The organism is Parabacteroides sp. AF18-52 (assembly GCF_003479145.1).
Taxonomy (GTDB): domain Bacteria; phylum Bacteroidota; class Bacteroidia; order Bacteroidales; family Tannerellaceae; genus Parabacteroides; species Parabacteroides faecis.
Genome location: NZ_QUGR01000005.1, coordinates 356,660 through 379,219, shown reverse-complemented (window position 1 = coordinate 379,219; position 22,560 = coordinate 356,660). Strand labels below are relative to the sequence as shown.

20 protein-coding genes and 1 pseudogene are annotated in these 22,560 nt (G+C 45.1%); 15 read left to right on the top strand and 6 right to left on the bottom strand.

What is annotated here, in order from left to right:
• The 8 genes and pseudogenes from DWX23_RS24875 to DWX23_RS11650 form a co-directional block, all read left to right on the top strand.
• Positions 1 to 299: pseudogene (locus DWX23_RS24875) on the top strand (hypothetical protein); the annotation flags it as partial.
• A 163-nt stretch (positions 300 to 462) separates the two neighbouring features.
• A complete protein-coding gene (locus DWX23_RS11680) occupies positions 463 to 1,923 on the top strand; it encodes a capsule assembly Wzi family protein (RefSeq protein ID WP_122374608.1) in 1,461 nt (486 codons plus the stop codon).
• Positions 1,914 to 2,321, top strand: coding sequence for a lipocalin-like domain-containing protein (locus DWX23_RS11675; RefSeq protein WP_183671841.1), 408 nt, complete (start codon positions 1,914 to 1,916; stop codon positions 2,319 to 2,321). The genes DWX23_RS11680 and DWX23_RS11675 overlap by 10 nt, the downstream gene beginning before the upstream one ends.
• 71 nt (positions 2,322 to 2,392) lie before the next feature.
• Entirely contained in the window at positions 2,393 to 3,178 is a 786-nt protein-coding gene (locus tag DWX23_RS11670) for a polysaccharide biosynthesis/export family protein (protein WP_122357245.1), read from the top strand.
• An 18-nt stretch (positions 3,179 to 3,196) separates the two neighbouring features.
• Positions 3,197 to 5,590 carry a polysaccharide biosynthesis tyrosine autokinase gene (locus tag DWX23_RS11665; protein ID WP_122374607.1) on the top strand — a complete coding sequence of 798 codons (2,394 nt, stop codon included), beginning with the start codon at positions 3,197 to 3,199 and terminating at the stop codon, positions 5,588 to 5,590.
• Entirely contained in the window at positions 5,587 to 6,243 is a 657-nt protein-coding gene (locus DWX23_RS11660; protein WP_233564455.1) for a hypothetical protein, read from the top strand. The genes DWX23_RS11665 and DWX23_RS11660 overlap by 4 nt, the downstream gene beginning before the upstream one ends.
• Before the next feature lie 27 nt (positions 6,244 to 6,270).
• A complete protein-coding gene (locus DWX23_RS11655; RefSeq protein WP_122374622.1) occupies positions 6,271 to 8,067 on the top strand; it encodes a hypothetical protein in 1,797 nt (598 codons plus the stop codon).
• Positions 8,068 to 8,093: 26 nt separating this feature from the next.
• Complete coding sequence (locus DWX23_RS11650; RefSeq protein WP_122374606.1) at positions 8,094 to 10,346, top strand: Helicase associated domain protein; 2,253 nt, start codon at positions 8,094 to 8,096, stop codon at positions 10,344 to 10,346.
• On the opposite strand, the gene creD is transcribed toward DWX23_RS11650, so the two are convergent.
• The 4 genes from creD to DWX23_RS11630 form a co-directional block, all read right to left on the bottom strand.
• Positions 10,341 to 11,660: a cell envelope integrity protein CreD gene (gene creD, locus DWX23_RS11645; RefSeq protein WP_122374605.1), complete on the bottom strand. Its 1,320-nt coding sequence runs from the start codon at positions 11,658 to 11,660 to the stop codon at positions 10,341 to 10,343. The genes DWX23_RS11650 and creD overlap by 6 nt on opposite strands.
• A 64-nt stretch (positions 11,661 to 11,724) precedes the next feature.
• On the bottom strand, positions 11,725 to 12,015 hold the full coding sequence (locus tag DWX23_RS11640) for a transcriptional regulator (protein ID WP_122357224.1): 291 nt from the start codon (positions 12,013 to 12,015) through the stop codon (positions 11,725 to 11,727).
• Positions 12,012 to 12,635 carry a hypothetical protein gene (locus DWX23_RS11635; RefSeq protein ID WP_233587584.1) on the bottom strand — a complete coding sequence of 208 codons (624 nt, stop codon included), beginning with the start codon at positions 12,633 to 12,635 and terminating at the stop codon, positions 12,012 to 12,014. Before DWX23_RS11635 ends, DWX23_RS11640 begins: the two co-directional genes overlap by 4 nt.
• 88 nt (positions 12,636 to 12,723) lie before the next feature.
• Complete coding sequence (locus tag DWX23_RS11630; RefSeq protein ID WP_122374603.1) at positions 12,724 to 12,996, bottom strand: hypothetical protein; 273 nt, start codon at positions 12,994 to 12,996, stop codon at positions 12,724 to 12,726.
• A gap of 407 nt (positions 12,997 to 13,403) precedes the next feature.
• Here DWX23_RS11630 and DWX23_RS11625 point away from each other — a divergent pair, with 407 nt between their 5' ends.
• From DWX23_RS11625 to DWX23_RS11610, 4 genes are read left to right on the top strand one after another with little or no spacing between them, the layout of a single operon-like run.
• Positions 13,404 to 14,432, top strand: coding sequence for an agmatine deiminase family protein (locus DWX23_RS11625; RefSeq protein ID WP_122374602.1), 1,029 nt, complete (start codon positions 13,404 to 13,406; stop codon positions 14,430 to 14,432).
• A 21-nt stretch (positions 14,433 to 14,453) separates the two neighbouring features.
• On the top strand, positions 14,454 to 15,329 hold the full coding sequence (locus DWX23_RS11620; RefSeq protein WP_122374601.1) for a carbon-nitrogen hydrolase: 876 nt from the start codon (positions 14,454 to 14,456) through the stop codon (positions 15,327 to 15,329).
• 1 nt (position 15,330) lies between these two features.
• Positions 15,331 to 16,317: an aminodeoxychorismate synthase component I gene (locus tag DWX23_RS11615; protein ID WP_122374600.1), complete on the top strand. Its 987-nt coding sequence runs from the start codon at positions 15,331 to 15,333 to the stop codon at positions 16,315 to 16,317.
• On the top strand, positions 16,301 to 16,888 hold the full coding sequence (locus tag DWX23_RS11610; RefSeq protein WP_122374599.1) for an aminotransferase class IV family protein: 588 nt from the start codon (positions 16,301 to 16,303) through the stop codon (positions 16,886 to 16,888). The genes DWX23_RS11615 and DWX23_RS11610 overlap by 17 nt, the downstream gene beginning before the upstream one ends.
• Before the next feature lie 45 nt (positions 16,889 to 16,933).
• On the opposite strand, the gene DWX23_RS11605 is transcribed toward DWX23_RS11610, so the two are convergent.
• Both DWX23_RS11605 and recQ read right to left on the bottom strand, forming a co-directional pair.
• The gene (locus DWX23_RS11605; RefSeq protein ID WP_229801113.1) at positions 16,934 to 17,119 is read right to left on the bottom strand and encodes a winged helix-turn-helix domain-containing protein; all 186 of its coding nucleotides are present in this window, start codon (positions 17,117 to 17,119) and stop codon (positions 16,934 to 16,936) included.
• Between the two features lie 204 nt (positions 17,120 to 17,323).
• Positions 17,324 to 19,156 (bottom strand): DNA helicase RecQ, encoded by a 1,833-nt coding sequence (recQ, locus tag DWX23_RS11600; protein WP_122357247.1) that lies wholly within the window; start codon positions 19,154 to 19,156, stop codon positions 17,324 to 17,326.
• A gap of 348 nt (positions 19,157 to 19,504) precedes the next feature.
• Here recQ and DWX23_RS11595 point away from each other — a divergent pair, with 348 nt between their 5' ends.
• The 3 genes from DWX23_RS11595 (at position 19,505) to DWX23_RS11585 (ending at position 22,556) form a co-directional block, all read left to right on the top strand.
• Positions 19,505 to 20,791, top strand: a complete 1,287-nt coding sequence (locus DWX23_RS11595) for a DEAD/DEAH box helicase (RefSeq protein WP_122374598.1) — start codon at positions 19,505 to 19,507, stop codon at positions 20,789 to 20,791.
• 111 nt (positions 20,792 to 20,902) lie between these two features.
• A complete protein-coding gene (locus DWX23_RS11590) occupies positions 20,903 to 21,448 on the top strand; it encodes an RNA polymerase sigma-70 factor (RefSeq protein WP_229801103.1) in 546 nt (181 codons plus the stop codon).
• Positions 21,449 to 21,527: 79 nt separating this feature from the next.
• Positions 21,528 to 22,556 (top strand): FecR family protein, encoded by a 1,029-nt coding sequence (locus DWX23_RS11585; RefSeq protein WP_122374596.1) that lies wholly within the window; start codon positions 21,528 to 21,530, stop codon positions 22,554 to 22,556.
• Positions 22,557 to 22,560 lie beyond the last annotated feature (4 nt).

The window sequence follows — 22,560 nt, the reverse complement described above, 5'->3', positions numbered from 1 at the left end:
GAGAATTCATCGGAAAACAAGCCACCCTGGCTAAATGGATGGATATAAGTGCCAGTACATTGAGCCGCTTATTAAAGAGAATGAACTATCTTGGACTGGTATCCCTCCAGCATGTCATCGGTGGAAGCCGCATCTGTCTGACCGGTTACGATGAATTTACTTTTGTACCTACCGAACCGGAAACCGGAGGAAAGGAAAAGACTGACGTCCCTAAAAGTTCAGCGGCAGCCCAAATGGCGGAAGCCGAAGCGAAGATGGGAGGACGAAGCATGCAGGATTCTACAAACTTACCTAACTAATGACGATTATGGAAGCAATAGAATCTGTACGCCAGGTGGAAGAAACAGTGATTGGAAACTGTTTCCGAAAATGAAAAGAAACGCCTCGCCATCCTTATTCATATTGCCAAACGCCGTGAACAGTTACGGCATTTGGGTTCAATTATTTCTAATCAAATAATAAATGAAATTTATATCTAAACTAATTATTGGGGGAGGTATTTTATTGCTTCCCTGGAATACGTATGCTCAGTTTACTAAAAAACTGAATTACCGGACAGAGACCGGGATCGGCTTTAGCGGAGGGGAACATACGCCTTTCTGGCTGACTGCGAACAAACAAGGGCTTTCGTCTATCGAAAAGAATAACGGTTATCTGCGTGCCGGGATTTTCCGGGAGATGGAAGAGGATAAACGCTTTTCGTATGCTTTCGGGGCGGATCTGGCTGTAGCCTATAATTTTACATCTACATTCATTGTCCAGCAATTATATGCGGACTTGAAATATCGTTGCCTGGGACTGAGTATCGGCAGCAAGGAACGGTATAGTGAATTCAATAATCCGCTTTTAAGTAGCGGGGGATTGACGTTTTCGGGGAATGCTCGTCCCATTCCGCAAGTGCGTATCGGTATTCCGGAATATACCGTTGTACCGGGGACAAAAGGGTGGCTGGCCTTCAAAGGGCATGTTGCTTATGGCATGTTTACGGATGATGGTTGGCAGAAGGATTTTGTAGCTCCGGGAAATAAATATACGGAACATGTGCTTTATCATTCCAAAGATTTATACGTGAAAATCGGTAATCAGGAAAAGTTTCCACTGATCTTTGAAGGAGGGCTGGAAATGGCTGCTCAGTTCGGAGGGAATGCATTTATTGGGAATGAAAAGATCGATATGCCGAATGGGATAAAGGATTTCTTTAAAGTGTTTATTCCGAGTGGAGGTGGTAGTGATACGCCAATGGGGGAACAACTGAATGTATATGGCAACCATTTAGGTAGTTGGAATTTTTCACTCACCTGGTATGCTCCACAGGACTGGACGGTTCGCCCTTATTATGAACATTATTTTGAAGATCACTCACAAATGTTCGGGGAATATGGCTGGAAAGATTGTCTGGCAGGAATAGAAGTAACGTTCCCTAAAAATCCTATCGTTAGCAGTTTTGTTTACGAATATATTTCAACAAAGGATCAGACTGGTGCTGTCTATTGGGATCATACGCCGGAGATACCGGAGCAAGTAAGTGGATCTGATAATTATTATAATCATAGTATTTATACCGGTTGGCAGCATTGGGGAATGGGTATCGGAAATCCTTTAGTGATGTCTCCTGTTTATAATGAGGATGGAGACATCAGTTTTAAGAGTTCACGTATGCAAGGACATCATTTGGGGATCATGGGGAATCCAGCAAGCGATTTGCAGTATCGTATTCTATTGTCGTTTACCCGCAACTGGGGAACGTATGGTTTACCTTTTTATGAGATCAAAAAGAATGGAAATGCGTTGGTCGAATTAACTTATACGCCCCATCAGTTGAAAGGCTGGGACTTTACAGCATCGCTTGGTGTTGATAGAGGCGGAATGCTTGGTAAAAGTGCCGGAGGAATGCTGACAATCAGAAAAACGGGATGGATATGATGAATTCAATGAATATAATGAAATGGTATATAATAGCAGTACTGTTAGTTCTGATAGTCAGTGCTTGCGGAAAAACACCGATCAACGGAGACTTGGATGGCCGTTGGCAGATCCTAAAAATAGAATATGCTTCCGGAGAAGAAGAAACACCGGAACGAGCATATTATAGTGTGGCTTTACATACGATCAACTTGATGCAAGTAGGTGTTACGAGCCAGACTGGGAATATGGAATATACCGGGGATTCATTGTTTGTCGAAATGCCCATCAGTAAAATTGAAGATCTATTGCCTTTCGGCATGAATGGGACGGAGCAACGTTTTGGTGTAAAAGAATTAACGTCGAAACACCTGATCTTACAATCGGACTTTGCTCGGTTGGAGTTCAGAAAGTTCTGATTTGAAATTTGTCAGAAATATCCCATCTTTTTCTGAATCGAAATATCAATAAAAACAAATAAAATATGAAAATGAACTTGTACAAACAGTCCTTTTGGGCTTTGCTTGTGGTGATACTGAGCTCTTGTGCGTCACCTAAAAACATTATTTACATGCAGGATGTGGAACCTTTTCGTCAGGGAAATATCGAACAGATATACGAACCGATCATCCATGAGGATGATTTGCTGGCAATCATGGTGAATAGTCGTGACCCGGAACTGGCATTACCCTTTAATATGCCGATGGTAACTTATCAGTTAGGGACAAATAATGGTACGACCGGTCAACAGCGTGTGCTGGGATATCTGGTGGACCGCTATGGGGATGTCGATTTCCCGATCCTGGGCAAGATACATGCTTCGGGTCTTAGCCGTATGCAGCTGACAGAATTGATCAAGAAACGATTGATAGACGAGGACTTGATCAAGGACCCGATTGTAACGGTGCAGTTCCTGAACTTTAAAGTCTCTGTTATCGGAGAAGTAAGTCGTCCGGGGAGTTTTACCGTATCGGGTGACCGTATCACGCTACTGGAGGCTTTGAGTATGGCTGGCGACCTTACGATTTACGGTCGTCGCGATCGTGTGGCTGTGATCCGTGAGAATAACGGCAAACGTACGATCCTGTTTCATGACCTCCGTTCGGCGGATATCTTCGATTCGCCTTGCTATTATCTCCAGCAGAACGACATCGTGTATGTGGAACCGAACAAGGCAAAAGCGGGGCAAAGCGGCATCAACCAGAACAATACGGTAGGTGTGTGGGTATCGGTTGTATCCCTGCTGACTACAGTTGCAGTATTAATATTCAAATAACAAAGGAGTATAAGAACGATGAATCCCGAACAAGAAACAAATATGCTTCGTGCAGAGGAAAATGAGTTGAATCTGATTGATATCTACCGGGTTGTACGTGCGAACTGGTATTGGTATCTATTGTCGGTAGTGGTCTGTTGTGCGATAGCGGTACTTTACCTGGGGTGGGCACCGAAAATTTATCAGCGTACGGCAACGGTACTGATCAAGGACGATACGAAGGGAGGAGGCGCAGCCAGTGAGGCTGCCGTCTTTGAAGATTTGAATATGTTCAATATGAAAAGAAGTGTGGATAATGAACTGCTGGTCTTCAAGTCGAAACAGTTGATGAAATCAGTTGTTAAACGTTTGGATCTGGATATCAGTTACAGTATCCGTGAAGGGTTGCGTACAGTGGAGTTGTACAGCCATTCACCGGTGGTGGTTCGTTTTCCGGAGATAAATGAAAATTTGGAAATCGGATTGACGGTAGTACCTGTATCGGATAAGGAGGTAAGCTTGTCTGGTTTTACCTCCGAAGAACTGGAGGAAGAGGGGCAGTCCTTGGAAGACCAAACGCTGACAGTGGCGTTGAACGATACGGTATCGACACCTATCGGGAAAGTGGTGGTAACTCCGAGCTTGTATTACACAGATCTTTATTATGGAAGTGAGATAACGGTCACCAAAAGTAGTCGGGACTGGGTTGCACTAAATTATAATGAAGCCTTGCAGGTCGCGTTGGCCAGTAAGACCGCTACTATCTTGAATCTTTCTCTGCAGGATGCCTCCGTTTCCCGTGCGGAAGATGTTCTTAATACTCTGATCGCAATTTATAACGAGGATGCGATAAGCGATAAGAACCAGGTGATGGTCAACACATCGAATTTTATTAACGACCGCTTGATCATCATCGAAAAAGAACTGGGAAGTGTGGATGCAGAGATCGAAGTCTTCAAAAGGGAGAACCAGTTGACCGATATTCATTCGGAAGCAGGGCTGTACCTGCAGGAAGGTAGCCAGTACAGCCAGGAAGGACTAGGTTTGGAGAACCAACTAACGTTGGCAAAATATATCCGGGAATATCTGACAGACCCACATAAAGGGGCTGATCTGATCCCTGCTAATACGGGTATCTCGGATGCAAATGTAGAAAGTCAGATATCGGAATATAACGCCTTACTTCTGAAACGGGATAAGCTGATCGGTAATAGCAGTAATAAGAATCCGGTTGTGATGGACCTGAACAATTCGCTGGGGGCGATGAAACAGACAATTATCAGGGCGGTAGATAACCTGATCGTGGGGTTGAATATAAAAATAAAGAATATACGTGAACGTGAAGCACAGACGACCCGTCGTATTGCCGCTGTCCCGACTCAGCAAAAGTATGTGCTATCGGTGGAACGCCAGCAGAAGATCAAGGAGGAACTTTACCTTTACCTCCTGAATAAGCGGGAGGAGAATGCATTGTCGCAGGCGATTACGGAGAGTAATGCCCGCATCATTGACCCGGCACAGGGAAGTGAGAAACCGGTGGCCCCTAAATCGATGCTGGTTCTTTTAGCCGCCTGTGTGTTAGGCATGGCGATTCCTTCCGGTATTCTTTGGATACAGTTGACGATGAACACTACAGTATGTTCAAGGAAAGATGTGGAAGATAACCTCTCCATCCCCTTCCTGGGTGAGATACCTTCGCGTAGCAGGAAAGACAAGAGTGAGATATTAGTGCATGAAAATGGTCGCGACGGTGTCTCTGAGGCATTCCGCATTGTCCGGACGAACATGGAATTTATGCGTGTAAAAGCAAAGGATCTGAAAGTAGTGATGTTTACCTCTTCGAATCCGGGTGCAGGAAAGACATTCGTGTCGATGAATCTGGCTATGAGTCTCGTTCTTACGAATAAGAAGGTAATCTTGGTCGATACCGATATTCGTAAGGGTACCCTTAGCGCCCGCATTAGTCACGCTAATGCGGGACTGACGCATTATTTGTCGGGAAGGGTGGAAGATGTGGATAAAATTATCGCTTCTTCGGGTCTCAACGATCGTTTGGATGTGATTCATGCAGGACCTGTACCGCCTAATCCTTCGGAGTTACTTTTAAGCAACCGTCTGGAAGAGTTGGTAAAGGCTTTGCGTGACCGTTATGATTATGTGATCCTGGATAATGTGCCTGCCGGTATGGTAGCGGATGCTACGATTGTGAATCGTGTGGCCGATCTGACGATTTATGTGATTCGTGCCGGCCTGATGGACCGTCGCCAGCTGCCTGAAGTAGAAAAACTGTATAAACAGGAAAAATTCCACAATATGGCGGTAATCCTGAACGGTATCAATATGAAACGTGCCGGTTATGGTTACGGCTATGGTTATGGCTACGGGTACGGTTATGGTTACGGAAACGAAAAATCTCAAAAAGGTAAAAAATGAAGAAAATAATTCGACAAATGTTGATCTGCCTGTTGTGGGTGGCCTGTGTGTCTGCAGCTTACGGACAGCATGCGGAGAATGTGTCCGCCGATACATTACAACAGTTTTCCCGGGAGCAACAGATGCAGGCACGTCTGGAAAACTATGTGCAGTTATTGTCCACGCATAAAAAGCCTGACAGACCTCGCGTGATGGTGATGCCTGTGATGGGATTCCGCTCTTCTCAGATGTCATATGGTTTGATGGTTGCGGCGATGAAGCGTACGGGCGGATATATAAAGGCTAAATATAGTTTCAGCAACACTCATTCAGGAGATTTCGACTGCGATGACGGAGGTGTGTCGGATGAGGATGGGCAGGTTCAGTGGTACACAGGAAAGACGGAGAAAAGCCGCTGGGCTGTTACGGGGGGGATCGTGCAACGCCTTTGGAAACCATTTTACCTGTATGCCGGAGTTGGATATGGAAGCCGTACGCTGGTTTGGGAAACTGTTGGAGGCAAGTGGGGGAAGAACAAGGATCATTCGGTTGAAGGTATGGAAGCAGAAGCCGGGTGTATTCTGTCAGTCGGTCCGATGGTGTTTTCACTCGGTTTACAGACGAACAGTTTTAAGTACCTGGAAGGGAATCTGGGAATAGGAGTTATTTTTTAATCGATGAACGGAAAAACAGAAGAATCCATGAATCTATTGAAGTATATATTATTTTTTCTTCCTGTCGTATTGATGTTGGGAAGTTGTGAAAAGGATGCTGAGCCTGCAGCTGTATCGATAGGGATGCAGCTGGAAGAACCACTGCATATAGGACGAACGTATGTCCGCTTGAAAGGTCGTGTGACGAGTCAGGCTGCGTTGAAAGAGACGGGGTTCCTGTGGTGGAAGACTGGTGACCGGGAGCATGCTTCGGAGGTTGCTTGCCAGGATTCTTTGTCGTATGGTTTGCAGGTATTGTTGGAGGGGCTCGAGCCGGATGCGTCGTACGAGTATTGTTTGTATGCAGGTAATGGGACAGACCGTCTAATGGGTGAGCCGGGCAGTTTTAATACGTTGTTGTATGGTGATCCGTTGCTTTCAGATTTGCAGGCAGACGGGGAGGTAGCTAATCTTTTCACTTTCAGGGTGAAAGATGATGGAATAGATGGAACGGGTCATAACTTACTCTCGAAAGGTGTTTGCTGGAATACGGAAGGCAGTCCGACGATAGATGACCGGAAGCAGGAAGCGGAAGGGGAGGAGACTGCGTTTACTGTTTCCATCCCGGACCTGCAGGAGAACACAACCTATTATCTTCGTGCTTTTGCATTGAACGACAGCTCATATTTAGCTTACAGCCCAGAGATAACGATTCACACGGGTAAAACGCTACCCAGAATCAGCGGTATTCAGTTATTGGATTCGTTGAAGAAGGAATTCTGTGCTACGCTGGAGGATATCGGAGGCGCTGAAATTATTTCGAGGGGGTTTTGTTGGAATACAACCGGCATGCCGACTGTGGAGGATGAAAAAGAAATAGTGAGCGATGATTTTACGGGCATGCTGACGAATTTGAAATCTAATACGCTTTATTATGTGCGTGCATTTGCTGAGAATGCGTTTGGGATAGGTTATAGCGAGGAACTGGCGGTCAGTATCGTATCGCTGCCGATTGTGGGTACCGTAGAACGTATCGATCCGGAGAACAATGTCTTCCGTTCTGTACTGGTGACCGACGGTGGAAGTGAGATAACGGAAAAAGGTTTCTGTTGGAACATGACAGGAAATCCATCGGTCGGAGATCATGTTGTAGTGGCTGACGAAGATTTTACGGCCATGATATCTGAAATGGAATCGGGTACCTATTATATCCGTGCCTATGCCGTTAATAAGGCGGGGGTTGGTTATGGTGAAGAGTTGAGCGTTTCGATTCATGTCCTGACGATTCCTGTTCTGGATAGAGTCCGTATCATTGATTGGGAAACCAACCGGATACAATGTTCGATACTTAATGTGGGCGGCAGTAAAATAACAGCCAATGGTTTTTGCTGGAGTACACATGACTATCCGGATGTTTCGGATTACCTGCTGGATGCAGATGAAGATTTTACGGCCGTTATGGGGACAATGTATCCAGGGGTTTATTACATAAGGGCTTATGCGAGTAATAAAGTCGGTACGGGATATAGTCGTACGCTGGTACTGGATACACGTAAGGTTCCGGAAGTAGGGGAGATCGAAGTCTTGAATGCTGCAACATATACATATCGTTCGAGGTTATTGGATAACGGCGGAGGGAATATAAGCAAGTGGGGATTTTGTTGGAATACAGTCGGTGAACCAGATATCTGGGATGATAGTGTGCAGGCGGATAATGACTTTACGGCAACGCTCGGAGAATTGTCTCCGGGGATATATTATATCCGTGCCTATGCGATCAATGAAAAGGGTGCTGGTTACGGTCCTGAATATTCAATCGTTGTATCTCCATCGGAAAGTTACTGATTTGGAAATAAAGTATAGGGAAACCGATGTCCCTTCGCGATCTTTACCTTTCTTATAATTATTTTGTAACCGAAGAATCCGGCTGTCTGTTAGTAGGGTTCAGGGAGAATTCTGTAACTTTCATTGTAAAAGAGTTATGGAATAAAGATGCTCTTTGCCTGGCGGAGGTGGATGATCTGTATACAGAATTACAGAGGATCGGGGAGATGTGTAACTGTAAGCAATACCGTATCCTGGCACATGGCGGATATCTGCCGGAGGCTCTTTCTTTTGAGTTGCATGGTTTGACAGTATCCGACGAAAGCTATCTGAAAAGCCTGAAAAGCGGAAAACACATCGAACTCTTTTCCCATAATGAAGCCGCTTACCGCGCTATTGAGGAAGGCTTCCAAAAGAACCGTATCGGGGCTGTCGTACAGGCTACTGGAACGGGTAAATCATATCTGATAGCCCGTTATATTGTGAACCACCGGAAAGAACGAATATTGGTCGTGGCCCCGAATGTTACCATTATAGCAGAGATAAAGAAAGCGGTAGGATGGAAAATGCGGCATGTTACTTTTATGACTTTCCAGGCACTATCACGCCAACGTGACAAGATTCCTCCCATGCAGGCAGACCATATCATTATCGATGAGTTTCACCATTTCGGTGCGGAGGTATGGGGAAAAGCCGTACAGGATGTGATCGATGCCAATCCGGAAGCCCGCGTATTGGGTATGTCGGCTACCCCGATCCGCCCGGAAGAGATGATGGATACGGTAGAGGTCTATTTCAAAGGGAACCTGTTTTATGAACTCTCCCTTTCGATGGCCTGGTATTATAAGATTCTGCCGGTACCGGTGTTGGTGCAGAGCGTATTCGATTTGAATAACCAGCTGGATAAGGTTCAACACCTGCTGAACAGAAGTGGCTGTACGGATGAACGACGGCAGCGTATTCAGGAGAAGATTGATTTTGCCCGGTTGGATTTCCGGGGTTCATGGAGTGCTTCGGAACTGATACGGCGTTACCTGCCGAAGGATGTGAAGAAGCTTCTCGTTTTCTGTAAAGATAAGGAAGACCTTCAACATATGATGCCGGAAGTATCGCGTTGGTTGATGCATGGCGGATTTGTATTTGAAATGTTTGAAATACATAATGGGTATAGTAACCGTGTAAATGAACGGACCCTCCGTGATTTTTGTACTGATACAGGTAAATTGCATGTGCTGTTCTCTATCAATATGCTGATCGAAGGATTGCATGTGGAAGGGGTGGATGCAGCCATGTTCCTGCGCCGGACAGAGTCGTATGTGGTTGCTTTGCAGCAGCTTGGGCGTTGCCTGAAAGCCGGTTCAGATGCCCGTCCTGTTGTGTTGGATTTTGTGAATAATCTTTCCGGACGTTCTGTTTATGAAGCGATGTCGTATGAATTGTCTTACCATCCTACTATCCGTGCACCGAAGACATTCAAAGGATTCACCGAGTTTCAGGTAACAGGTTTCTTGTCGGATATCCGTGCCCGGGTGGATGATATGCTGGCAGAACTGGATGCGTGGCCGGTGATGTATGAACGGCTGATAGAATATAAAGAACGGGAGGGATGTTGGCCATGTGCAGCCGAGGGCCGATTGGGTAGTTGGTGTAACACCCAGCGGATCGCACGGAAAAAAGGGACATTGTCTGACGAATATATCTCTCGCCTGGAAGATATCGGTTTTGAGTGGGAGGTACAGGATAGCCGCTGGATGCAATATTATGAAGAGTTGAAATGTTTTATAGACCGGATGCACCGTCTTCCTAAAAAAGGAGAGAACAGTCTGAGTACATGGTGCAATACACAGCGGCAGAGCCGTAAAAAAGGTCTGTTGTCCGAGGAACGGGTGCGATTGCTGGATCATATCGGCTTTGTATGGGAGCAGGATTTGGATGTCCAGTGGATGAAGAACTGGAAACAAGTGGTGCTCTTTTATCAGCAAAAAGGATATTGGCCCAAAAGTAACGATGGAAAACTGGGTGCCTGGTGTAGTACCCAGCGTAAGTACCGTAAGCAAGGAGTACTTGTATCCGACCGCGTCAGAATGATGGACGAAGCCGGTTTTATCTGGAATACCGATGATATCTGGCTGGAAAACTATGAAAAATTGAAACTGTTTTACCAGGAGAAACGCCGCTGGCCCACTGTCCGTGAAAATAAGCTCGGTAGTTGGTGCTTCGTTCAACGGCGTTTATCCAAAAACGGAAAACTTCTCTCCTGGCGAAAACAGATGTTGGAGTCGATCTCTTTCCCTTTATAATGTATGTGGCTTATACCAGTTTATTTTCCGGGAGAAATACATAATAGTTCCCAGTATAACGAATAAACCGATACTTCCTATAAGCAAGGCAACATCTTCGAGTTGCAGGACGACATACAGGAAAATATACAATAAACATAACATGCCGGTAAGTGCCCCGGTCTGTATCCTGTTCCTGAAAATACTATAGGTATAGGCGGTGATCAGTCCGATGGTGGCTATACTGGCAATCAGGTAGGCGATGCCGAAGTTGATTTGTTCGGATATGGACAGGAGCAGGCTGTAGAACAGTATCAGAGCCAGGCCGACCAGGAGATATTGGATCGGGTGGATCCGTTTTCCGGTCAGTATTTCGACAAAGAAAAAGACAACGAATGTCAGGGCAATGAACATGATAGCGTATTTGGCGGAACGCATGTTCTGCTGGTAATGGTTTACCGGATCGACCAGGTTTACACCGAAAGAGGAGTCTTCGAACGAGTAGGTTTGTCCGTCGGTCCACATTTCCGGGATACTCCGGTTAAAGCTGAGGATACTCCAGTTGGCTTCAAAGCCATTTTCAGTGATGGTATGGTCGGGGGTAAAGTTGCCGATGAAGCCGGGAGATTTCCAGTTGCCTGCCACATGGACTTTAGTCGTTTTACCGATTGGGATGAAATTGATGTTGCTGCTTCCGTTCAGTTTTAACTGGCATTTGAAGGTAAGCGGCTGTTCGGATTGAAGCACTTCGGGATCGTTTAACGGGATGGCGAGCATTTTGCCTATCTGTGTATCCAGATTGCCGGTGGTTTCTACCGTGTATTGTTTGTTCTCCAGCTTGAAATCGATGTTGTCGGTGATACCCCGGAGGTCGGAAACACCGACTGCCATATAAGCCTGGTCCCAGTGGATAGTGCCGTTTTCTATCTTGGGGAAATTGATTTTGTCGAAGTTTCCGGAAATGTCTGTTTCACTTTTGTAAAGGATCGTTTTGTATATCCCGTAATATCTTTCTTCCGGGAATAGCCGGGTATCGATTGTCAGGTTTCCGGGAGTGATGGTCAGGACATGTTCCTGAAAATAGGTTTTATTGTTCGAATCGACATGCGTTGTTGTATAAGGGATGGAGAGGACCGGGCCGCAGAAGGTCTGGGCGTTGCTCCATTTGGCATTGATCTTTTCGATCGTTTCGATACTTCTGTCCTGTCTTTCCCGGATCAGATCCTGAATCATTAACCCCGGTATCAGTAAAATGAGGGTCAGAACTCCGATAACCATAGCCTTGAATGTAATGGACTGGTTGATTTTGCTTGCTTTTCTGATTGTTGTTTCCATAAATTTAACTTGTTTGTATGGGTTGAAAAGTACTTTGTGTTTCAAAGTGAATAGGTAAAAAAAATTATTTGATAAGCTCTTCCAATGCATCCAGGTGTTCCCGAAAGCATTTTCTTCCTTCTTCGGTGATTGTATACTGGGTATTAGGTTTCCGGCCGATGAACTGCTTGGTGGACCGGATATATCCGATGGTCTCCAGGGCTTTCAGATGGCTTGCCAGGTTTCCGTCGGTCAACTCCATCAACTGCTTCATGGTATTGAAGTCGGCTGATTCGTTTACCGACAGGATAGACATGATACCCAGTCGTATCCGGCTTTCGAAGGCTTTATTTAATTTGGACAGTATGTTTTTCATTCTTTCTTCAAATCATATTTGATGTACATAGCTGTGCCGTAAATGATATGGCAGACTCCGAATCCGATAGTCCAGAGCAAGAGGCTCCAGTCGGGGAACAAAGCGGCGATGACACCCAAAACGACTTCTGTCAGGCCCAGGTAATGGACTTCGTCGAGGGTATATTTGGATACATTGATCAAGGCGAGGCCATAAAAAGTAAGTGTCATGGTGATTGCCATTGCCAGGTCGCCGCGCAACAGAAAAATAAGCGCAAAGACACCTCCGGCAACCAATGGAATACCGAGGTGATAAAGTGTCCTTTTTATCAGGCTTTTGGAGGGCATCAGGTTCTTCTTCACTGACTTTTTCCAGGAAAAATAGATACCGAAGCAAATAGAGAAGAGCAGGACGGCAGCAGCATCCGTGATCAGCAGAGTGATTTCGCGGAACATCGCTTCGTGTGTCGTATTGAAGTCTGTGTTTGCCGGTTCCCTCAGAATCTGGAAGTAGGCGAGTGCTGCCCCGATAATCGCTATAACTCCGGCTGATATGCCGGATAAACCGCTTAACGAAAGGAATTTGGATGATCTTTCCATCATCTCGCGAATGGCTTTTATGTCTTCTACTTGCTTGTTCATATACTTGCGATAAAAAGTACTTTGTGGTGCAAAGTTAAGAAGGATTCTGAAGATTCCAAATAAATGGGGTAAAGTTTTTAGGGTAATGTTATGGATCTAAATCAAAATTTAGTAGATTATTGTCGTTAAAGCTATCAAAATCAGATTTAAACAGTTGATCTTGTATAATTCTATATTTTTCGAATTCAGTTTCAGCAAAAGCTTTCGCAACTTGTGCTGAAATTGTACTTGAATTTTTTCCATCGGAAGCAGTTACCGAGAATTCCTCGGTAACTGAGTCGGGGTCCAATTCTCCATCATTAAATATATTTTTGAGGTGAAGTGAAATATTATCGGTCGAACAGTCAAATAAAACGGCCATTAGTTTTTGACTTAACCAAATGGTCTCATTTTATACTCTGACTTCTATGCCATTTTCTTTAGCTTGATTTGTAAATATCAGAAATTCAGCTGTACTATTCTTAATTTGGAATTTTTTGCTCATTTTTTTATAGTCATTTGATTGGCTTTTAATTAATTCAGTTACATGTTTACTGATTAACGAATATTTATTTACAAAGATAGTGTCTTTATGTGTATAATTGATGAATTAGGGTTTAAAAGTGAGTACAAATTTATTACTTAAATCTCGGACTTACTCCTCTTACGTAACTCTCTGCTGGATTGAGAGGTTCGTTTTGTGGTAATGGGAAGCACAAGTTTACTGGATGTGATAGCTTTCATATAATAAATATTTATCTTTGTCTTCTGAAAATAAAGCTAGCAAATATGGAAAATAAAACGATATTACCGGCGGAGTGGTATCCGCAAAGTGCGGTTCAGCTTACCTGGCCGCATGAAGGGACGGATTGGGCACCGATACTCGACGAGGTGGTACCTTGCTTTGTGGAGATTGCCAGAGAGGTGATCAAGCGGGAGAAGTTACTGATTGTTTGTCCGGATGAATCGGTGGTACGCTCTCAGTTGGGAGAAGTGGATTATAGCCGTATTATTTTCCGGGAGATGGAGACAAACGATACCTGGGCACGTGATCACGGCGGTATTTCTGTGTTCGAAGAAGGTGCTCCGGTCGTATATGATTTTGTATTCAACGGCTGGGGAATGAAGTACGCAGCCAACCATGATAATCTGATCACACGGAAACTGTTCCATGGCAAAACGTTTGCAGAGGAGGTGATCCCTGTCAATATGCAGCCGTTCGTGTTGGAAGGCGGAAGTCTCGAGTCGGATGGAAAAGGCACTTTACTGACTACGGTCGAATGTCTTTCTTCCGTGAACAGGAACGAATATCTTCAGCAGGAGGAACTGGAAAATTATCTGAAACAGGTATTCGGCCTGAACCGTATTTTGTGGTTGGAGAGCGGTTACCTGGCTGGTGACGATACCGATAGCCATGTCGATACGCTGGCCCGTTTTTGTAGTGAGGATACGATTGCTTATGTGCAGTGCACGGATGAAGAAGATGAGCATTATGCCGAATTGCAGGAGATGGAGGAAGAGCTGAGAGAGTTTACGCAGGAGAATGGCGAACCTTACCGTTTGATCGCTTTGCCTATGGCTGATAAAGTGGAATGGGAGGGCGAGCGTTTACCGGCAACTTATGCGAATTTCCTTATTATAAATGGGGCGGTGCTTCTGCCGTTCTACGATTCACCGAAAGATGAGATTGCGAAAGAGGCTTTGCAGACAGCATTCCCGGACAGAGAAATTGTAGGTATTAATTGCTTACCGTTAATTAAACAACATGGTTCACTGCATTGCGTGACGATGCAGTACCCGGAAGAATTTGTTAATTGAGAATTGAAAATTGAAAATCAGATGAAGATAGGATTGATCCAACAGGCGAACACCTGTGACCGGTTAGATAATATAAAGAAACTGAAAAATAATATCCGGTTTTGCGCTGAAGAAGGGGCGGAGCTGGTTGTTTTGCAGGAATTACATAATGGCTTGTATTTCTGCCAGACGGAAGATACTGGGCTATTCGATCTGGCAGAAACGATTCCGGGGCCCTCCACGGAAGAGTTCGGTGCGTTGGTTAAAGAACTGGGAATCGTGCTGGTGCTTTCCCTCTTTGAGAAACGTGCTCCGGGATTGTATCATAACACGGCTGTCGTGCTTGAGAAAGACGGAACGATTGCCGGAAAGTACCGGAAGATGCATATACCGGATGATCCGGCTTATTATGAGAAGTTTTATTTTACTCCCGGTGACCTGGGATTCGAGCCTGTCGAAACTTCCGTCGGCAAACTGGGCGTATTGGTTTGCTGGGACCAGTGGTATCCGGAGGCAGCCCGCCTGATGGCGATGAAAGGAGCCGAACTGTTGATCTATCCGACAGCTATCGGCTGGGAGAGCAGCGATACGGAAGAAGAAAAGAAACGTCAGTTGGATGCCTGGGTAACGATACAGCGCGGACATGCAGTGGCAAACGGTCTTCCGGTGATCACTGTGAACCGTACGGGGCATGAGACGGACCCTTCGGGACAGACAAACGGTATTCAGTTTTGGGGCAACAGCTTTGTTGCCGGTCCGCAGGGAGAACTGTTGGCTGAGTTCCCGAACGATCACGAGGAGGTGCGTGTTGTGGAGATCGATAAAGCACGGAGTGAGAATGTGCGCCGTTGGTGGCCGTTCTTCCGTGACCGCCGTATCGATGCTTTCGGCGGATTGACGGAGCGATTTTTGATCTGATATGAAATTTTGTAGTAAAGATGAAGCCGTCCGGTATATGAATCGATCAGGATTATCCGGACGGCCTTTTATATTTATCGTCGATTATAAGCAGGAGCATGTTTGGGTGGAGGAGCCGGATGCAGTTGATCCGGAAGAGTTGCTGTATGACCTGAACGGTTTTACCAATGTGACAGGTAATGGGAAGCAGTATCCAAAGAAGCAGGTCGAGTGGGAAACCGAACCTGTCTCTTTTGAAACGTATTCCCGGTCTTTTCAGACAGTATCCGGTCATATCCATGCCGGTAATTCTTATCTTGTCAACCTGACTTGCGCTACTCCGGTGCGGACGAACCTGACACTGAAAGAGATCTTTTATTCTTCGCAGGCTCCTTACAGGTTGTGGCTGAGAGACCGTTTTGTTATTTTTTCTCCTGAAATATTCGTACGTATGGAGGATGGTTTCATCTATTCGTATCCGATGAAGGGGACGATCGATGCATCTCGGCCTGATGCGCGGGAACGGATTCTGGCAGATAAAAAGGAAGAAGCCGAACATGCCACGATTGTCGATCTGATCCGTAATGATTTGAGTCAGGTGGCATCGGATGTAACGGTATCGAGATATCGGTATATAGATGAACTGGAAACGAACAAAGGCCGGTTATTACAGGTGAGTTCAGAGATCAGGGGAAAGTTACCCGATGACTGGAAAGCTGTTTTAGGGACTGTTTTGTTCAGCCTGTTGCCTGCCGGTTCCATTACCGGTGCACCAAAGAAAAAGACGATGGAGATCATCGATGAGGCTGAAACATACCGGCGGGGATTCTATACGGGAGTAATGGGATATTTCGACGGTAACCGTCTGGACAGTGCCGTTATGATCCGTTTCCTGGAACAGGAAGGAGAACAGCTGCTGTTTAAGAGTGGGGGTGGCATTACCTCCCAAAGTGATTTGCAAAGTGAGTATAATGAAATGAAACAGAAAGTATATGTGCCCATTTATTGAAACAATCAGAATCGAGAATGGAAAGGCTGTGAATATGGCTTTCCATAATTACCGCTTCAACCGGACGCGGAGAGATATTTTTGAATGTAATTTACCTGTAAATCTGGCTGATTTTATCCAGCCGGGAGAATATACCGAACGGACCCGCTGCCGGGTGGAGTATCAGGAAGAGGTGGAGAAGGTTGAATATCTGCCGTATACCATCCGTCCGGTAAATAGTTTGAAAATAGTCACCTCCGACGGGTTGGATTATACTTATAAAAGTACTGACCGTCAGAAATTGGACGGACTGTTCGGGCAACGGGGAGAGGCCGACGATATACTGATCGTGCGCGATGGTCTCCTGACGGATACTTCGATCGCTAATATTGCCTTGTGGGATGGTTCCAAATGGGAGACACCCGAAGTCCCTTTGTTGGAAGGAACGATGCGGGCATCTCTATTGGGGAAGGAAATGATTGTTCCGGCTGCAATCCGTCCGCAGGATCTGTCCCGTTATTCGCTGATCCGTTTGTTCAATGCGATGATCGGGTTCGGTGAGATTGAATTTCCTGTGGCGAATGTCCGTTAGATTATTACGTATGTGATACGCGGAATGAATTTATTTCAGGCCCGGTTATTTAAGAATGTAATAAATGGTATTACTGATACGGGCCTGATATACTTTATTTTCATGCATAAGAGAGCATAGAGCCAGACAAAGTTCGGTGTCCTGAAAATTTGTCGCTCTTTGTAATTCAGCAAATGTACTTCTTCCAACCTGGCACAAAGTCTCATACAATTGGGATATGCTCTGAGACATCTTTAAACTTAGTGTATTCATAAGCTGTTATTTTATAAGTTAATACTATGTTGATCGGGTAGAGTAGGGTGTACTGTCCCCGTATCTTTGTTTCGAAAGCTAAAGTACAAGGAATATTTGTAGGAATCTGCCCTTTTTTTGCTGTAACGGTAATTTTTACTCCTAAAACGGAATATTCGGAAACTGAAATAAAATGAGGTGAATTTACCCCTCTTTCGGCAATCGCAACACGAACCGGATCAGTGCCACGAATACCTTTCCGTATTTATCCAGTTTGATTTCACCGACACCCCGTATATCGCTGAATTCATCCAGCGTGACCGGTTTCTTCTGTACCATATCTTCCAGTGAATCATCGGAAAAGATGATATAAGCCGGTGTCTGTTCTTTCTCGGCGATCTGTTTGCGAAGTTGCTGGAGTGAGTCGAGCAACGTCTCTTCGACCGATGCGGATTTGAGTGGCTTGATCGGACGGTATTTGAATTTGGAATCTTTTCTTCTGAAATAAGTTTTCTCTTCCGGCTCCTTGTAAATAGACATCATTGCCTTCTGCTCTCCGAACAGTATTTTTCGTCCTAACGGAGTAACTTTCAAGATACCGGCGTTGACGTAGTCGATTTCGATATACCCCAGCTGAAGCATCTGGTACAGATATTCTTTCCATTCTTTATAAGAAAGGTCTTTTCCGGCACCGTATGTTTTCAGTTTATCGTATCCTTTCTCGGTAATATCCGCTTTTTCCGATCCGCGGAGAATGTTAATCAGCATATTCATGCCGACAAACTGGCCTGTACGGAAGATGGCGCTGAGTGCTTTTTGTACCAGTATGCTGCCGTCGAACCGTTCGGGAGGGTTCTTGCATACGTCGCAGTTCCCACAATCCTGGTCGGCCTCTTCCCCGAAATAACTCAACAGGATACGGCGGCGGCAGATATCCGCTTCGCAATACCGTCTCATCCGGTTGAGTTTCTGGAGGTTGACGTCTTTCTGCCCGCTTCCTTCGGCAAAACGGCGGAGAACAAGTATATCGCCTACCGAATAGAACAGCAGCGTATCGCTTTTCATCCCGTCGCGTCCGGCACGTCCTATCTCCTGATAATAGTTTTCAATGCTGCCCGGCATATTATAATGGATCACCCAACGCACATTACTTTTATCGATCCCCATCCCGAAAGCTACGGTTGCACAAACCACATTTACCCGGTCATTGATAAAATCATCCTGCGCCTTTTCGCGTTGAGCGGGAGGAAGTCCGGCATGATAGGCGGTAGCTTTGATCCCGTAAGAGGAAAGTTCTTCCGCCAGGAACTCGGTATTATTCCGGCTCATACAATAGACGATGCCGCTTTGCCGACGGTGGGCATTGATGAAGTGGACGATAGCTGCCGTCTTTTCCTTTTTATTCAGTCCTCTCCGGATGGTGAGAGACAGGTTGGGACGGTCGAAGGAAGAAATGAAGATTTCCGGATCACGCAGGTTCAGTTGGTTGACGATATCGGTACGGGTTACTTTATCGGCTGTCGCTGTCAATGCCACGATCGGTATCTTTGGAAAATGTTCTTTCAGGACGGACAACTGGGTATATTCAGGACGGAAATCATGTCCCCAATGCGAGATACAGTGAGCTTCATCAATGGCTATCAGGGAGATATCCATACGGGGAAGCAGCCAATGCAGTTCGCCTACCAATCCTTCGGGAGAGATGTAAAGCAACTTTATTTTTCCCTGGATGCAGAGTTGTTTGATCTGGTGGCGTTCTTCTTCCGGCATCATGCTGTTGAGCGCGGCTGCCGGAATACCGTTGGCTACCAATCCGCCTACCTGGTCTTTCATCAGGGCGATCAATGGGGAGATGACAACTGCTGTTCCGGGCAGGTAAATAGCCGGAAGTTGATAGCAAATAGATTTTCCTCCACCGGTAGGCATCAGCACCAGCGAATCCTCTTTCCTCAAAATGCGTTGTATGATCTCCGCCTGCAACGGGCGGAAAGAAGTATACCCAAAAAACTTCTTTAACAGCAACAGTAACTCTTTCATCATCCAAAAATCAATTTACAAAGATAGTATAATTTCTAAATAACTGCTTGGTCTGCCTGATTATTAGGAATGCTTCGGAATTAACCCTTGGGATATAGTCAGTTACCTGGCAGGCCTATCGGACAAGCTTTGAGACGGATATATTTTATACCGTTTTTCTTTTCATATCACAGCTGTGAAACAAAAGAAATTCAACTGTGAGACAAACGGAATCCATCTGTGATATGAAAGGTGTACGGTTGTGATATGCAATAATCTTCCTATGAAATGAGGAAGTGTGGCTATATTTGACTATCTTTGCGTCCATTATTTATTTAACGAGCCGTGATGGCTCAACATTTTTATTAGATGACATTTGAACAATTACAACTGATCGAGCCGATACGTAAGGCTCTCAGAGAAGAAGGTTATACCATTCCAACCCCTATACAAGCAGAAGCGATTCCCTATGTGTTAGATGGATACGATTTATTAGGTTGCGCACAGACCGGAACGGGTAAAACTGCCGCATTTTCAATCCCTATTTTACAAAATCTGTATAATGAACGTCAGAATGGGTTTGCACGTGGTATCAAGGCTTTGATACTGACACCGACCCGTGAACTGGCTATCCAGATCGGGGAAAGTTTTGCCGCTTATGGGAAATATACCAAACTGAAACATACGGTTATATTCGGTGGAGTAGGACAGAAGCCCCAGACGGATGCGTTGCAGCGGGGCGTGGATATACTGATCGCGACACCGGGACGTTTGCTGGATTTGATCAACCAGGGTTTTATCAACCTGAAGACATTGGATTATTTCGTGTTGGATGAGGCCGACCGTATGCTGGATATGGGATTTATCCATGATATCAAGCGAATCCTGCCTTTATTACCTAAGAAACGCCAGTCGTTGTTTTTCTCGGCTACCATGCCACCGGAGATAGAACGTCTTGCCGGAACGATCCTGGTGGAACCGAAGAAGGTGGAGGTTACTCCGGCTTCGTCGACAGTCGATAAGATCGACCAGTGGGTTTATTTTGTGGAAAAGGCGGAGAAGGTAAGTCTGCTAACTCATTTGCTGAAAGATTCCGCTTTGGAATCGGTTCTGGTATTTACCCGTACGAAACATGGAGCGGACAAAGTGGCGCGTGTCCTGGCAAAAGCAAATATCGGAGCGGAGGCTATTCATGGCAATAAGAGCCAGACGGCCCGCCAGCGTGCATTGACCAATTTTAAAGATCATACGACCCGTGTACTGATCGCAACGGATATTGCTGCCCGGGGGATCGACGTGGATCATCTTACGCATGTGATTAATTACGAATTGCCGAATGTGCCGGAAACGTATGTACACCGTATCGGACGTACAGGCCGTGCAGGACGTAGCGGAGTGGCTTATTCTTTCTGTGATGCGGAAGAAGTACCGTACTTGAAAGATATACAGAAACTGATCGGTAAGCAGATTCCTGTTGCCGGTGGGAATGAGTTTGAAACGGCGGAAGTAAAAGCAGCCGTGGCCGATAAGAAAGAAGCCATCAAACAGGAGTCCAAACGCCGGAATATGTTCGGTAGCAAACGCGACGGCAGCTACTGGAGGAATAAGAAACGGACAGAGGCTGGAAATCAGAAGGTGGCTAAAAAGAAACCGTAAAGAGCCTGATTTTTCGCGGATTTTAATTATTTTTGTGCAGAGTATGAATTTGAACTGATGTAAATGCCGGAAATAAAAGAAGACATAGTTACACGTATAAACGAAGGAGATATGAAAGCCTTTGAGGTGTTGTATTCGACTTGCTATGTCTATCTTTGTGCAGTGGCTACCAAATATATATTTAACGCCGAAGCATCCCGCGAAGTAGTAAATGATGTATTTATAAATGTGTGGAATAATCGTTCCACACTAACATATCCGGTACGGGCTTACCTGATACGTGCCGTACAGAATCGATGCCTTAACCATCTTCGCCAGCAACGTCTTCAAATGGTTTCCATGTCGGATGTGCAGGAGCATTTGTTGACTATTCAGGAACAACAGATCGGCGAAGAGTCCCATCCTTTAGCTTATCTGGAGAATAAGGAATTTGAAGAACGGATTTATTCAGCGGTAAATCAGTTACCGGATAAATGCCGTGATATCTTCGTGCAATATCTCTATCATAATAAATCGTATGATGAAATTGCCGAATGTAATCATATCAGTCCTAGTACGGTCAGGGTACAGATCAAGATCGGATTATCAAAGTTAAAGACACTTCTGGGTGATTATTACCCTCTGTTCTTGCTTATTTTTAATTTTTCTCAAAAATAAATGCTTTTCTTTTAAACGCAATCTCCAAAATGCGTGTATATAATGAAAACCGGGTGGATTAACACGGTTGTAATTATATATGAATACAGAAGAAAAACATATTGAAAATCTACTACTGGACTATTTCGCCGGTGAACTGTCTGAAACCGAAGAAAAGGAATTGTTGCTTTGGCTCGAAGCCGATGAAGCAAATAAGGGAAAATTTTCAGAAATGGCCGACTGGTGGGCTATTGCACATGTACCTCTGTTCAAGTCGAATATGAAATCCGATTTCCGGGATCACTTCGGGGATCTGACCGGAAAAACTCTCCCGATAAAAGAACACAGATTATTTAACTGGCGCATCTGGGGAAAGGTGGCTGTTTCCGTATTGCTGGTTGTGGCAATAAGTACGACATCTTATTATGCCGGAAAAAGTGACCGGAAACCGGAAAGGGAACAGATAGCTTGGTTTGAAACGGTTACTCCTGCGGGTTCTCAATCGAAAGTCATCTTACCGGATCATTCGGTTGTGTGGGTGAATGCCGGATCTTCCTTGAAATATAACATAGACTTTACGAAGCAGAACAGGGAAGTATTGCTGACCGGTGAGGCTTATTTTGAGGTGGCAAAAGACTCTTTGCGTCCTTTTGTCGTGAAGTCCGGGAAACTGGATATCAGAGTGCTGGGAACCTGTTTTAACGTCAAGGCCTATGATAATGAGGAAACGATAGATGTAGCGCTGGTTTCCGGAAAGGTAAATGTTCATCTGGACGATGATAATAAGGAAGAGAAGGCTAAAGATATCGTTCTGGTTCCGAATCGGATGATCAGTTATAATAAAGAGACGAGTCAGGTTAAAATGTCGAAAGTGGATGGTGCTTCTATTTATGCCTGGACCAATGGCCGGATCGAGTTCGATAAACAGCCTTTCGACCGGATAGCGAGAGATCTGGAAAGAAAGTTCAATGTACAGATCCGTATCAATAGTAAGTCTTTACATAAGGAAATATTTTCGGGTAGTTTCTCCGCTGATCAGACGCTGGATTATATACTCCGGGAAGTCGATGTGGAGAAGAAATATACCTGGAAACAGATCGGTAACGAATTTATAATAGAAGACAAATGAGATT